This window comes from Phormidesmis sp. 146-33 (assembly GCF_052939515.1).
Genome location: NZ_JBJPHU010000036.1, coordinates 13720 through 27038 on the forward strand (window position 1 = coordinate 13720; position 13319 = coordinate 27038).

At 49.2% G+C, this 13319-nt stretch carries 12 protein-coding genes; 8 read left to right on the plus strand and 4 right to left on the minus strand.

What is annotated here, in order from left to right:
- Positions 1-74 precede the first annotated feature (74 nt).
- The gene (locus tag ACJ2PR_RS16085; protein ID WP_446877744.1) at positions 75-1241 is read left to right on the plus strand and encodes a pyridoxal phosphate-dependent aminotransferase; all 1167 of its coding nucleotides are present in this window, start codon (positions 75-77) and stop codon (positions 1239-1241) included.
- Between the two features lie 260 nt (positions 1242-1501).
- Here ACJ2PR_RS16085 and ACJ2PR_RS16090 read toward each other — a convergent pair whose 3' ends face one another.
- Positions 1502-1777, minus strand: coding sequence for an acylphosphatase (locus ACJ2PR_RS16090; protein WP_446858538.1), 276 nt, complete (start codon positions 1775-1777; stop codon positions 1502-1504).
- Positions 1778-1882: 105 nt separating this feature from the next.
- Here ACJ2PR_RS16090 and ACJ2PR_RS16095 point away from each other — a divergent pair, with 105 nt between their 5' ends.
- Positions 1883-2800, plus strand: coding sequence for a cobalamin-binding protein (locus tag ACJ2PR_RS16095; RefSeq protein ID WP_446877745.1), 918 nt, complete (start codon positions 1883-1885; stop codon positions 2798-2800).
- 259 nt (positions 2801-3059) lie between these two features.
- On the opposite strand, the gene ACJ2PR_RS16100 is transcribed toward ACJ2PR_RS16095, so the two are convergent.
- Complete coding sequence (locus ACJ2PR_RS16100; RefSeq protein WP_446858920.1) at positions 3060-3245, minus strand: hypothetical protein; 186 nt, start codon at positions 3243-3245, stop codon at positions 3060-3062.
- A 52-nt stretch (positions 3246-3297) separates the two neighbouring features.
- On the opposite strand from ACJ2PR_RS16100, the gene ACJ2PR_RS16105 reads away from it, so the two are divergent.
- The 3 genes from ACJ2PR_RS16105 to bioF are packed head-to-tail and all read left to right on the plus strand — an operon-like array spanning position 3298 to position 5057.
- Positions 3298-3663 carry a DUF1823 family protein gene (locus ACJ2PR_RS16105; protein WP_446858919.1) on the plus strand — a complete coding sequence of 122 codons (366 nt, stop codon included), beginning with the start codon at positions 3298-3300 and terminating at the stop codon, positions 3661-3663.
- A 21-nt stretch (positions 3664-3684) separates the two neighbouring features.
- The gene (locus tag ACJ2PR_RS16110) at positions 3685-3903 is read left to right on the plus strand and encodes a hypothetical protein (RefSeq protein WP_446867736.1); all 219 of its coding nucleotides are present in this window, start codon (positions 3685-3687) and stop codon (positions 3901-3903) included.
- Positions 3900-5057, plus strand: coding sequence for an 8-amino-7-oxononanoate synthase (gene bioF, locus ACJ2PR_RS16115; RefSeq protein WP_446877746.1), 1158 nt, complete (start codon positions 3900-3902; stop codon positions 5055-5057). The genes ACJ2PR_RS16110 and bioF overlap by 4 nt, the downstream gene beginning before the upstream one ends.
- Positions 5058-5341: 284 nt before the next feature.
- Here the strand turns inward: bioF and ACJ2PR_RS16120 are convergent, their stop codons facing one another.
- The gene (locus ACJ2PR_RS16120) at positions 5342-6211 is read right to left on the minus strand and encodes a hypothetical protein (RefSeq protein ID WP_446877747.1); all 870 of its coding nucleotides are present in this window, start codon (positions 6209-6211) and stop codon (positions 5342-5344) included.
- 323 nt (positions 6212-6534) lie between these two features.
- Here ACJ2PR_RS16120 and ACJ2PR_RS16125 point away from each other — a divergent pair, with 323 nt between their 5' ends.
- Entirely contained in the window at positions 6535-6804 is a 270-nt protein-coding gene (locus tag ACJ2PR_RS16125) for a hypothetical protein (RefSeq protein WP_446858914.1), read from the plus strand.
- On the opposite strand, the gene ACJ2PR_RS16130 is transcribed toward ACJ2PR_RS16125, so the two are convergent.
- Positions 6801-7307 carry an SAM-dependent methyltransferase gene (locus ACJ2PR_RS16130; RefSeq protein WP_446877748.1) on the minus strand — a complete coding sequence of 169 codons (507 nt, stop codon included), beginning with the start codon at positions 7305-7307 and terminating at the stop codon, positions 6801-6803. The two genes, ACJ2PR_RS16125 and ACJ2PR_RS16130, sit on opposite strands and share 4 nt — an antisense overlap.
- Positions 7308-7787: 480 nt before the next feature.
- On the opposite strand from ACJ2PR_RS16130, the gene recQ reads away from it, so the two are divergent.
- Both recQ and ACJ2PR_RS16140 read left to right on the plus strand, forming a co-directional pair.
- Positions 7788-10040, plus strand: a complete 2253-nt coding sequence (gene recQ / locus ACJ2PR_RS16135) for a DNA helicase RecQ (RefSeq protein ID WP_446877749.1) — start codon at positions 7788-7790, stop codon at positions 10038-10040.
- A 496-nt stretch (positions 10041-10536) separates the two neighbouring features.
- Positions 10537-13272, plus strand: coding sequence for a DUF3352 domain-containing protein (locus ACJ2PR_RS16140; protein WP_446877750.1), 2736 nt, complete (start codon positions 10537-10539; stop codon positions 13270-13272).
- Positions 13273-13319 lie beyond the last annotated feature (47 nt).

Consider the following 13319-nt stretch of genomic DNA (forward strand, 5'->3'; position numbering starts at 1 on the left):
GGCGAGTGCAGCGCCTTTGAGAATTTTTATTGAGACACCAGGACGCAAAACGCAGTAACTTTTTGAGGTTTGACATGAAATTGGCAGGACGTGTGGGGCAAGTTACGCCTTCCTTGACCTTAGCGATCGATGCAAAAGCAAAGGCCATGAAGCGTGACGGAATCGATGTTTGCAGTTTTAGCGCTGGAGAACCCGATTTTGATACGCCCGAACACATTAAATCGGCAGCAGAAGCCGCACTCAAACAGGGCAAAACACGCTACGGCCCGGCACCAGGAGAACCCCGACTGAGAGAAGCGATCGCCCACAAGCTACAAACCGACAATCACCTCAACTACCAGCCCGAAAACATCATTGTCACCAACGGCGGCAAACATTCGCTCTATAACCTGATGATGGCGCTGATCGAGGCGGGTGACGAAGTGATTATTCCTGCGCCCTTTTGGGTGAGCTATCCCGAAATGGTCAAGCTGGCTGGCGGGACTCCGGTAATCGTGCCCACGACGGCAGAAAGTCAATATAAAATCACGCCCGATCAGTTGCAAAATGCGATTACGTCTCAAACTCGGCTGCTGGTACTCAATTCGCCCTCAAATCCGACAGGCATTGTCTATACACCTGATGAAATTAGAGCGATCGCTCAAGTCGTCGTTGATAACGATATTCTTGTCGTCTCGGACGAAATTTACGAAAAGCTGCTGTATGACGGGGCAGAACATCTGAGCATTGGGGCGGCGAGTCGGGAGGTGTTCGATCGCACGATCATCAGTAGCGGATTTGCCAAAGCTTACTCAATGACAGGCTGGCGGGTTGGATATTTGGCGGCTCCCGTAGAACTCATTACCGCCGTGACCAAGATTCAGGGACACAGCACCTCAAATGTTTGTACGTTTGCTCAATATGGGGCGATCGCCGCGCTTGAAGGCTCCCAGGATTGTGTCGAACAGATGCGTCTCGCCTTTGCAGAACGCCGCCTCGCGATTTTAGGGCTGATCGATGCGATCCCTGGTTTGACCTGTGTAAAGCCTAATGGTGCCTTCTACGTATTCATCAACATCAGCAAGCTGGGACTATCTTCGCTTGAATTTTGTGATGGGTTATTAAGCGAACAGCAAGTCGCCGTGATTCCAGGAATTGCCTTTGCCGCCGATGACCACATTCGCTTGTCTTACGCAACTGACATGACGACGATCGAGCGAGGTCTAGAGCGATTGGCAACATTTGTCAAATCAAAATTCTAAGCAGGGATGAGGGAGAATTTCGATGATCTGTTCCCCTTTTGGGGTAATCCGCTTCGCGAGGAGGGATGAGTAGAAAGTGTGAGTTTGATGAAGTTTTTTCGCTTCGGTGTTCACATCTTCTACTCCCCAAGCTGCCAATTCTAAGGGACTTTAAGACAAGAGTTTTACTCAAAGTCCCTCACTCGTGGGGGATTTAGGGGGCTGCCGAATTTGTAACCGGAGCGCAGAATTCACTAAATTCGACATTTATTCAGCGTCACTCATCGTTTGATCGGGAAGCCTTGGAGATGTTCGGGTGATTCAGAATGGACTTCGAGATGCTGGACGATCGCCATTCTCGGCCCAGTTTCACACCACTTCAGCATCGCCTCAATGGTTTGTTTTTCGCCTTCAAAGACGGCCTCGACGCGCCCATCGGGGAGATTGCGAACCCAGCCGTTTAGCCCCAATTGAGTGGCTATCTTTTGAGTAGAAAAACGGTAGCCGACTCCCTGGACTTGCCCAGAAATGAAAACGTGCGATCGAATCAATTCCATCCCTTCTTTCCAAATTACGATAGATATAAATCTTCTGCTAAATCTTCTACTTTTCTCTGAGTTGATTCCTCTACACTAGACGTGGAGTGAGATGAGGGACAACGAATGAGACTAGTTTCTCTGATTCCAAGTGCGACTGAGATTGTAAACTTTTTGGGACTCAAGGATTATTTGGTGGGGCGATCGCATGAGTGTGACCATCCGCTAGATATTCAAAATCGGCCGATCTGTACGCAGCCAAAGTTTAATCCGCTTGGGACGAGCCGAGAGATCAACGATCGAGTTAACCACATTTTGCAAACGGCGCTGAGTGTCTATCAGATCGATACAGAAATGTTGCAGAACGTGCGACCGACGCATATTCTCACTCAGGCGCAGTGTGAAGTCTGTGCAGTCAGTCTGGCAGATGTCGAAAAGGCTGTCGCCAACCTGACTCAGAGTCATCCCCAGATTATCTCGCTCCAGCCCAACGTTTTGGCGGATGTGTGGGCAGATATTCAGCGGGTCGCCGATGCGTTGGAAGTGTCGGCAGATGAGGCAATCGCGTCCCTTCACCAGAGGATTGCTGCCTGCCAACAGTGGACTCAAGATTTGCCAGAAGATGAGCGTCCGACGGTGGCTTGTATTGAGTGGACTGAGCCGCTGATGGCTGCGGGAAATTGGGTGCCCGAGCTGGTGCAATTGGCCGGAGGGCGGCCGTTGTTTGGCGAAGTCGGCAAGCATTCTCCGTGGCTGGATTGGGATACTTTTTTGAAAGCCGATCCCGATGTGATCATTTTTATGCCCTGCGGATTAGACATTTTGCGAACTCAACAAGAAGCCGCAGTTTTGGCGCATCGTCCCGGATGGTCATCGCTCAAAGCCGCCCAAACCTATCAAGTTTATGTGACCGATGGTAATCAATACTTCAATCGATCGGGCCCTCGTCTCGTTGATTCGTTAGAGATTTTGGCAGAAATTTTGTATCCCAAACGGTTTAATTTTGGCTATCACTGGTCGGGGTGGAGACTGTTGGTGGAATGAAGAGAGGGAGGAGGGAAGAGGGAAGAGGGAAGAGGGAGGAGGGAGGAGGGATGAAATAATTATTGTGTGGGCGTTTTGGTTTTTTTGGAATTGGGTCTTTTGCTTCGTTTTTGAGCGCTTCTGCCCCCCAACCCCCCAATTTGGGGGACTTTAGGAGAAGAGTTTTGATTTAAAGATTTTGGTTTAGCTTTAGTTCAAAATCCCTACTTGGGGGAGATTTAGGGGGCTGAGGAATTTGTAATCGAAGGGAAGAATTTCATTAAATTCGTGTTTGTTTCCTATTAACGTGAATTCGATAGAGTTTTTTCGCTTCGGTATTTAACGCTTCTGCCCCCCAACCCCCCAAATCTGGGGGACTTTCGGACAGGATTTCTTGCTCAAAGTCCCCCAAACTTGGGGGATTTAGGGGGCTGCCTGGAGTGATCGCCACAGCGAGGGATTTCATCGAATTCACGTCCTATTAAAGTTTCGTTCTTCAACTAGTCAAAAAATATTCTATGGCTGCATTACCAGAATTGAATACAGAGACGATTTGGGCGATTTTGAATGATACGATCGATGACGACACCGTTAATCGTTTGGTGTGGCATTATTTGGGCTATCGCGATGTCGAAAAATGGGACACTTCTCAAGTCGATGTCGAATGGAAAACCGCCTATCCAGAACCGCCCAATTTTATTGAAAGTCGTCCGGCAACAGTGAAATTGACGCGATCGATTCCTCCCCAAAATAAGCAGCTTCTCAAAGAAAAACTTGGCTTTTCAGGTTACAAAGTGGATGAATTGATTCCTCGCAAAACGCGACGGGCGACGATGGCAAACTGGTTGTTGAGCTACATGCAGACGAATGGCGTTAGCATTTAAGCGGTTAATTTGGAGGTCAAAATGGCGATCGAACGTAGAATGTCTCGGCTGATGTTTCTCCCTGGCGAAGAGGTGCAGCTACGGCAAATGTGCTTTACGCCCGGCAAGCTATATCAACCCGGAAAGTATATTGCTGGCGAGCTGCCCGATGTCGCGTTTGATATGGGACTGGTCGATCGACTGCCCCCCGTGCGCGGCAAAAGTGAAGAAATTGAGCCTGAAAAACCGCCCGCAGCATGACTGATCCCTATGCCTGGATTGAGCAGTCTTTGGCAACCATTCATCGAGCAGGCTGGCATCGATCAACGCAAGCGATCGACAGTCTTCCGGGGGCGGTGATCGAGATTGAGGGGCGATCGTATCTCAACTTTGCCAGCAATGATTATTTAGGATTGGCAGGAGACGATCGCCTGATTCAAGCTGCGATTGACGCGACAAAAGAATGGGGCACAGGCAGCACAGGTTCTCGACTGGTGACGGGACATCGAACCTTACATCGTCAACTCGAACACGCGATCGCTAATCTCAAACAAACCGAAGATGCGCTGGTGTTTAGTTCTGGATATCTGGCAAACTTGGGCGCGATCGCCGCTCTGACAGGCAAACGAGATTTAATTTTGTCAGACCAATACAATCATTCGAGCTTGAGAAATGGCGCGATCGTCAGTGGTGCCACGATTCTCGATTTTGATCACGTTGACATGCAGAATTTAAGACATCACTTAGAGCGGCAGCGTTCTCAATTTCAACGTTGTTTGATTCTCACGGATACTATTTTTAGTATGGATGGTGATATTTGTCCGTTGCCCGAACTGTTGAATTTGGCAGACGAGTTTGATTGTATGGTGTTAGTCGATGAGGCGCACGCGACGGGGGTGATGGGTTCATCAGGGGCGGGCTGTGTCGAACAATTGGACTGTCGAGGACGATCGCTGATCCAAATGGGAACGCTCAGTAAAGCGATCGGAAGTCTAGGCGGATATATTACAGGATCGGCAACGCTAATTGACTTTCTTCGCAATCGTGCGCCAAGCTGGATTTATACCACTGGGTTATCACCCGCGGATACGGCGGCGGCGATAAGCGCGATCGAACTGGTGCAACAGGAGCCACAACGCAGAAAACAACTCTGGAACAACGTAGCGTTACTCAAAAAATTAATCTCTGATCAACCGCATCTAAAACTTTTGCCATCCAATTCTCAAATTCTCTGCATACAGTTGCCCGATGTCAAAACTGCGCTAAAAGCCGCCCAAACCCTGAAAGATTGTGGAATTTTTGCCCCAGCGATCCGTCCGCCAACGGTGCCCACTAGCCGCATTCGGATCACCCTTATGGCAACCCACACGTCTGATCAGATTCAGCAGTTGGCTTCTGCTTTGGAATTAATTTGATGTCAGGTTTGACAGATTTTTTCGCTTCGTTGCTTGACCCATTTATTCAGGGTCGATCTGATACCATTCCCCTGTGGTAATTGCTCAACCCCCTTGACGGATGGAGAGATTTGAGTGGGGTAAAGAAATCGACCAATCGCTCTAGTGAGCAAGCCTTACCGATGAGCGTCGTGTTTCGCCTTCCGTCGTCAATACAGGCAAACGGCAGGGCTTGTACGAATTGGGATATCTTTATTGTTTACTCTTTAGAACGTTTTAATTCAAGAAGAACAAAAGAAACTTACTCAAAACTCAATGCCCCAGATTCTAATCGTTTTATCTTCGCTGCCACTGATCAGAAGCGATCCTTTATGGTTGGCTCCGAGAGATTGATCTTCACTCACCGCCACTGCTGTTACAAGACTGGAATGTCCTTGCAAAAGACAGACTTCTCGCCCTTGTTGTAAATCCCAAATTTTGATGTTGCGTTGACTACTACTGATTAAATGTTTGCCATCTACCGTAACCGAAGTAATACCTTTAATTTGTTTTTCGGGCGGCTTTATCTTTTGTTCTGTTTTTAAACTCCAGGCTTTGATCAATTGATTTTTGCATTTAGCAATTAGTATATCTTGATCTGCATCTAGCAAAAGTGCATATACAGTCGTACCCGCATTTAGCGTAAACAACTCCTCTCGCGTATGCAAATCCCATCCCTTGATCACGCCATCTCGACTGGCAGTGACTAATATCTCTTGATCATCGCGATACCGAAAATGACGAGTCGAAAGTGCGATCGCCGTCACTCCTGCCTGATGCCCTGTCAAAATGTGAAGGCATTCAAATAGACGATAAAAACTGTAGTGCTGCAAAGCTTCTGTTGCCTGATAATCTGAGCGCGATCGCAGCAGCCAATACGCCACTTTTTGCACTCGTACTGACGAATCCTCAAGCGCCCCAATTAGCAACTTCAAGCTAATCTGATCTGGTTTTTGTAAGCTCCACTTTTGCAACTCCCACAGAGCCGCGATTCTCTGGTCTACATGGGGACTTGTCAATCTGCGCTCAATGCCTGCAAATCCGCCCAAAACCAGGCTGCCAAGCGGCGCGCTAGCGATCGCTTGACCTCCTAATACAGCATCATCTTTTTTAGGCTGATGGGATGCACTCGTCATGATGAATGGGTGAGCAGCAACCTTTAGTTTAGAGGATGTTAGAAAAAATTTTGGTGATGATATACAAACTCGCCAGCCTCTGGAGTCGAAACTTGGCAATCAACAAAATAATCTTAATTTGCGATCGACTGAAGTGATTTGCTTCCTAATCTTTGACAGAGAGGAACTGGAGTTGTGAGAGAACCTCATTAGTCTGCACCCAGAGAGTGAGACATTGACATCCCCAAACTTCTCTTTTTGTAGAGGTGCGATCGAGGGCTTTCACCTATTCTGATGCTATCGAGAAAAAGACCAACTTAACCCTCTACTTATCAGCAACTCTTATGATGAACCATCTCGGACAACCGATCGAACTTGCTCAACAAAGTGCAGGCTGGGTGGCCATCTGGTGGCACTGGGCAGGCTACAAAATTGAAATGGGATTTTTCCCAACTGCGACTCTGGCCTGGGATACCATCACTGATTTAATTCAGCGAGAAATTGCAGTGCGGGCGCTGTTGGAAGTCGTTGAAGAATGGCGAGAAAACACTCAGATTAGCGATCGAGAATATGAAACCAGCACCGAAGCTTTGATTCAATCTGTTCTCGTCTAAATTCTCCACAGATATAAGATTGCCGGATCTTCTGATTGCACTTCAACCACACGATCTGGCTGCCAGTCTCCCATATCAAAGTCGTGTGAGAGAATGCGCGTACCGGGAGAAAGTTGAGCCAGTAAGGTAGGACGAAGTTTTAGATTTAGATGCGGCAGTAAATATAGAATGACGATCGTCGCCTCACTAAAATCACTTTCAAATAGATCTTGTTGAAGAAAAGTGACGCGATCGCCAACACCCGATCGTTGGGCATTTTCAAATCCCTGACGAACGCGCTTAGGATCGATGTCAATGCCTACTCCTTGAGTGCCAAATCTTTGAGCCGCTGTGATCAAAATTCGACCGTCTCCACTGCCCAAGTCATAGAGAATATCGTCTGAAGTTACCTCCGCCAAAGTCAACATCGCTTCGACGACCTCGGAAGGCGTGGGCAAATAGCCAATATCAGGCTTCCATTTCACTCGCTTGGGAGTTGCTTCATTGTTTCCTTGACTGATCACATGACCCACCTGACACAGCTTTCATATTTTCGCACGCTGTTTTGAGTCCCTGGGCAAACAAAAATCCCAACTTTTACAAAAGACTTGTTCTCAGTTGCATCAGTTGCAGTTGAGGCTCAAGCTGCCTTTTTAAAACATCCTCTAAGAATGATTTCGCGAGTCTTAAGTTTGTCCAAGTCAACTCGATTAAGTTGCTGAAGAGTTTGAGAGAGGTGAGGGCGATATTCTTTTACGTACTGAGAAATTTCGTTCCAAAGTAGCAGTGCTGGAATTATACTTAAAAATTCTCAAATCCCCTGAAAGTCGCACGCCTTAGCAGAGCCAATCAACTCAGCCCCACCCAATCTAGATCAAAAGTATTACGATCGCCCCCGAAAAACCAAGAAACTGATACGATAATTCCTCTACCTGTTGGCTCCTTCTGGGGTCATCTGGTAACCTGTCGGGAATCATGACGATCGCGCATTACCAGTGAGTTTAATGTCAGCCAGTCCCTTTGCCACCACTGACTCGATTTCGTTAGAGCAGGCGCTCAAACATTACTTTGGTTACGATAGCTTTCGGCCGGGCCAGCGTCAGATTGTTGAGCAGGCTTTAGAAAATCGTGACCAGTTGGTGATCATGCCCACGGGCGGCGGCAAATCGCTGTGTTTTCAACTGCCTGCCCTGCTGCAACCGGGACTGATGATCGTCGTCTCGCCCCTGATTGCGCTGATGCAAGACCAGGTAGAACTGCTGCGCGATAATGGCATTGCTGCCACGTTTCTCAACAGCAGTCTGAATCCAGAAGAACTGCGATCGCGCGGTCGGGCCGTTCTCAATGGTCAGATCAAAATCCTCTACGTTGCACCAGAACGGTTACTGAGTGAAGATTATTTAAATTCCGTCTTGCCACACATGCGCGATCGCGTGGGAATTTCTGCCTTTGCGATCGATGAAGCTCACTGTGTTTCTGAGTGGGGGCATGACTTTCGACCTGAATATCGGCAGTTAAATTATTTGCGGCAGCGCTATCCTGACGTTCCGATTTTGGCTCTGACTGCAACCGCCACGCCACGGGTCAGAGACGACATTGTTAAACAATTGGAACTGCGATCGCCGATTGTTCATGTCGCCAGTTTCAATCGTCCCAACTTATACTACGATGTTCGTCCCAAAACCAAAAATTGCTATGCAGAACTCGTTCAACAGATTCGCCAAACGCCCGGTTCTGGAATCATTTATTGTCTCAGTCGCAAACGAGTCGAAGAAATTGCTGAGAAGCTGAGAAGAGACAAAATTTCTGCACTGCCTTACCACGCTGGACTAGACAATCAGACTCGGACTGATAACCAAACTCGCTTCATTCGAGATGACGTGAGAGTGATGGTGGCGACCGTGGCGTTTGGAATGGGAATCAACAAGCCAGACGTTAGATTTGTGATTCACTATGATCTACCGCGCAACATTGAAGGGTATTACCAGGAGTCAGGCCGAGCAGGACGAGATAATGAACCGTCGCACTGTACGCTTTACTTCGGGACGGGTGACATCAAAACGATCGAGTTCTTAATCAGTCAAAAAGTCGATCCAAATACGGGAATGCCGCTCGAAGATGAACAGCGCATCGCTACCCAACAAATGCGTCGAGTCATCAACTACGCCGAAGCGACCGAATGCCGCCGCACGATTCAACTCTCGTATTTTGGCGAAACTTTTCCCGGCAACTGTGGCAACTGTGACAACTGTCGATTTCCCAAACCGATCGAGGACTGGACGATCGAAGCCCAAAAGTTTCTCTCCTGCATTGCTCGCTTTGCTCAAAAAAATCAGCACTTTGGGTTAATGTACACGATCGACGTGCTGCGCGGCTCCAAAGAAAAGCGCATTCTCAGCAACGGACACGACCATCTTTCAACCTATGGCATCGGCAAAGATCGCACCGCCGAAGACTGGAAAATGCTGGGGCGATCGCTGATTCACCAGGGGCTGATCGACGAAGCCACCGACGGCTATTCCGTTCTCAAGCTCAACGACCTGAGTTGGCAAGTGCTGCGAAAACAAAGAACCGTAATGATTGCGGTTAGTCAGATTAAGCCGAGAGTCACCGTTACGCCGATCGCGCCCGTCAATACTGCTGAAGCCGAAGAACTCTACGATCGCCTGCAAAAACTCCGCAAGCGAATCGCTGATGAACAATCCGTTCCGCCTTATGTGGTGTTTTCCAATGCCAGTTTGCGACTGATGGCCCAGCAACAACCTCAAACACGCGGACAGTTTCTGCAAATTTCTGGCGTGGGCGATCGCAAGCTTTCTCAATACGGCGACGTGTTTTTGACGGAGATTCGCGACTTTCGATCAGAAAACGGCTTATCGATTCAGGCTGAAACCTTCTCTGCGCCTGCGGCTTCTCCACCTCCTCCAACGCCCTCAACGCCCTCAAACGAGGCCAGCTACACCCAGCTATACACACTCGAACTGCACCACAAAGGCATCAAGCCTGCCGACATTGCCGAACAGCGCAACATTCGCCTCTCTACCGTCACCACTCACCTCGCCGAACTGCTGGAAATGGGCTATTTGGTGGAACTTGATCAACTCGTCGCCTCAGACCGCAAGACTCGAATTTTGAAAGCGATCGAAAAAGTAGGCGATGATTCCCTAACGCAACTGCGCGATTATTTGGGCGAAGTGTATGGCTATGACGAGATTCGGCTGGTGCGGGCTTGGTGGCGACGGGAGAATGAGGGATGAGGGAGAACTTCGATGATCTGTTCCCCCTTTGGGGGTAATCCGCTGCGCGAGGAGGGAGGAAGGAAGAGGGAGGAGGGAGGAGGGAGGAGGGAGGAAATTCTAAATCCTTCACGAGTAATCTTGAACCGAAAATCCCGTCTGAAAGTCTCTCAGGCGTTGCTGATTGGAGGGATGACTCTGTGAGAGGTGTCCATCTTTTCGCCCCCTAAATCCCCAAAGGGGACTTTGAACCTTGGGTTTCCCGCCGCTTTGGGGCAATTTATCCCCTGATTCAGCAACGCCGTTCCTCAGAATTGGCAGCTTGGAGGCAGAAGGGCTAAACAACGAAAAAACTTTGTCGAACTGACGTTGTTTGAGGTGGACGGGGTTTGGGCAATCTTTGGGCATCGAAGTTTAAGTAAATCTCCTGGTAAACTTTCCGGTAACTGGTAGGAAAAGCCAGGTATCTATTCAAGACTGCTTCGACCATCTTTGCCCTTCAACCTTCACCTGAATTATGTTCTTGCGCCGAATTCTGTTGCCGACTCTTTCTGCTTTTGTGTTGATGCCTGGGGCAGTGCTTGCTCAAACGGCCACGCCGACTCCTGCGCCTGCTGCCTCTCCTGCTTTGCCAGCGTCCTCTGTAGCGAATCTGCTGCCGACTAATACACCGGGCGTTTTTTTGCTCAACACCAATGCAGAATCTTGGGAAGCACTGAGTCGGTTTGGCTTGTTTCCTAAAGATATGTCGTTTCCGGGACTGTTTTATCCGGTAGGGACGGGCATGAATTTTTATACCGACGTTCAGCCGTGGTTAGGAGATCAAGTTGCGATCGCCCTCCTGCCCGCCCATGAACAAAAAGCGCCCAACCAATCGCTAATCATCTCCTCAGTCAAAGACGCGACCAAAATTCCCAGATATTTAGAACGCCTCAAAGCCAGCAAAAAGAAAGCAGCGATCTCTTCGAGATACCCGCAAGGGGTCGAGCGTCGATACAAAGGCATCACCATTTTGGAATGGGAACCCGAAAAAGTCGCCCCCTGCGAACCTGCTCCAGCAGACGGAGAAACCGTAACCTTTGCGCCCCAAAAGACCAAACCTCTCAAAGCCCAAACCTCAAAACTCAAAGCCGACTGCTCATTAGATCAACCGCTCAGTCGGGCAATCAATTCGCTAACCGCCCCTCTTTTGACCAAACCTTTACCGCCTTTACCGCCCACGTCATCAGACAAAACCGCTCCTACCGAGGTTGCTCCCTATACGCCGCCAGGGTTTGCGATCGCCATTCTCCCTAATTTTGTGGTGACTGCGACGAATGGGGGAGCGATCGAACAACTCATTGATGCCCAAACCGAAGGCAAACTAGCCGATAATCCTGCCTTTCAACGGACGGCTCAAAAACCTCAGTTTCAAAAGGCGCTGATGACGGGATACGGCGACTACATGAAGCTTTTTGCCGCTTCTACACAATTTAATCAAGAGCAGTTCAAAAATTTGCCGCCGGGGTTCCCCATGCCCAAAATTGATCCCAATCAAATCGACATGTTGGCAAAATATTACGATACGGTAGACGGCTACCTTTGGGCAGAGTCAGACGGAATGCACATGGAGGTCGGCGTTCACTTTAAGGAACCTGTGCCCCAGGCGACGATCGACGCGATCGCAACTCCCAACCAGATTCTCGGACGATTGCCAGAGGTCAATTATGTCGTTGCCAACAGCAAAAATGTCGCGCTGTTTTGGCAGGTTTTGACAACGGGACTAGAAGCCGAACCTTCGTTAAAGAAAGGCTTAGAGCAGTTTCGGCAGTTGAGTCAGAAGAATTTGGGACTGGACGATCGCGACGTTTTTCCCTGGATGACGGGTGAGTATGTGACGTTTCTCTATCCGACTCGTCAGGGCTTTATTCCAGCAGTGTTTCCTAACGTGGATCTGGGGTTTGGCGTGATGGTGCAAACGAGCGATCGTCCTGCGGCTGAGGCGGCTTTCAAAAAGCTCGATCAGATCGCCAGAACGCGCATCGGCAAAGATATTGTCAACACTCGCAAACTTCAGGGGCAACCCGTCACCGTTTGGGAGGGCCCGCTCATGGGCAAACCGACCAGCTTTTTGTCGCACAGTTGGGTTGACGAAGACACAATTTTGCTATTGATGGGTGGCGGAGCCGTCACAGAATTCAGTCCCAAACCTGCGAGAACTTTACCTCAGTCCTCCAACTTTAAGGCGGCGATCGCTCCCTTCTCGGATGACAATCTGGGCTATTTCTACGTCAACGGAGGCGCAGTGATGTCGCTGGTGAACAATGCAATTTTGCCTGTATTTATGGGTCGCCAGAAGACAGGCAGCGTTCCCTTCATCGACGAACTCAAAGCAACATTGGGCAGCATTCGGAGTGTGAGTGGCGCAAGTTTTATTCGGTCAAACAAGATTCAATCAGATGGCTTTTTGGCTTTGGCAACGACGCGCACAACTTCGATCAGCGCCAGTGAACTGCTGGAATCGGGACAAAAGAAACTCGCCGAAAATGATTTTGGAGGCGCGATCGCTAATCTCACCCGTGTTCTCAACCTTGAGCCTCAAAATGCCCAGGCTTATCGCGATCGTGCCAGTGCCCGGTTACGATCTGCCGATGGTCAGGGAGCCGTTGAAGACTATTCGCAAGCCATTCGCCTCGATGCCAAAACTGCCGAAATCTACCAGGGACGAGCCAACGCTTATTCGTCTCTCTTTGATTATCAGAAGTCCCTTGCAGACTGGAATCAAGCAATCCAACTCCAGCGTGACGAGTCCGAATTTTATGTTTCACGAGCCGGAGTGCGCGGATTTTTGGAAGACTTTAAGGGCGCGATCGCCGATGCCGATCAAGCGATCCGTCTCGACCCTGAAAATAGCTTGGCTTACAACACTCGCTGTTATGCCCGCGCCCGTGGATTGGGTGACTTTAAGGGAGCGTTGCCCGACTGTGAGAAAGCGATCGTCCTTGATTCTGAATCACAGGATAATCTGGCGAGTCGCTGTTATGTTCGAGCCAACTTAGGCCACAAAAAAGCGCTAGAAGACTGCAATCTTGCCTTAGAACTGGATGCCGAAAACCCTTCTCTCTATGAAGATCGCGGACTGGCCCACGCCGCCCTCAAAGACCAACCATCCGCCCTGGAGGATCTTCAAAGAGCGGCTGAACTCTATCAAACGCAGGGCAACGTGACAGCACAGCAGCGAGTTGAGAAAGCGATTCAGAAGTTGAAGGGATGAGGGCTGCCCGACTGACAAAACTAAGAAGGTGGAATGCAAGAGAGGGC

Excerpts from the sequence above, each read along its gene's own strand:
- ACJ2PR_RS16085 (WP_446877744.1), top strand. The coding sequence starts at position 75 with ATGAAATTGGCAGGACGTGTGGGGCAAGTTACGCCTTCCTTGACCTTA.
- ACJ2PR_RS16100 (WP_446858920.1), bottom strand. The coding sequence starts at position 3,245 with ATGAAATCCCTCGCTGTGGCGATCACTCCAGGCAGCCCCCTAAATCCC.
- bioF (WP_446877746.1), top strand. The coding sequence starts at position 3,900 with ATGACTGATCCCTATGCCTGGATTGAGCAGTCTTTGGCAACCATTCAT.
- ACJ2PR_RS16090 (WP_446858538.1), bottom strand. The coding sequence starts at position 1,777 with ATGGAATTGATTCGATCGCACGTTTTCATTTCTGGGCAAGTCCAGGGA.
- ACJ2PR_RS16120 (WP_446877747.1), bottom strand. The coding sequence starts at position 6,211 with ATGACGAGTGCATCCCATCAGCCTAAAAAAGATGATGCTGTATTAGGA.
- recQ (WP_446877749.1), top strand. The coding sequence starts at position 7,788 with ATGTCAGCCAGTCCCTTTGCCACCACTGACTCGATTTCGTTAGAGCAG.
- ACJ2PR_RS16125 (WP_446858914.1), top strand. The coding sequence starts at position 6,535 with ATGATGAACCATCTCGGACAACCGATCGAACTTGCTCAACAAAGTGCA.
- ACJ2PR_RS16095 (WP_446877745.1), top strand. The coding sequence starts at position 1,883 with ATGAGACTAGTTTCTCTGATTCCAAGTGCGACTGAGATTGTAAACTTT.
- ACJ2PR_RS16110 (WP_446867736.1), top strand. The coding sequence starts at position 3,685 with ATGGCGATCGAACGTAGAATGTCTCGGCTGATGTTTCTCCCTGGCGAA.
- ACJ2PR_RS16105 (WP_446858919.1), top strand. The coding sequence starts at position 3,298 with ATGGCTGCATTACCAGAATTGAATACAGAGACGATTTGGGCGATTTTG.
- ACJ2PR_RS16140 (WP_446877750.1), top strand. The coding sequence starts at position 10,537 with ATGTTCTTGCGCCGAATTCTGTTGCCGACTCTTTCTGCTTTTGTGTTG.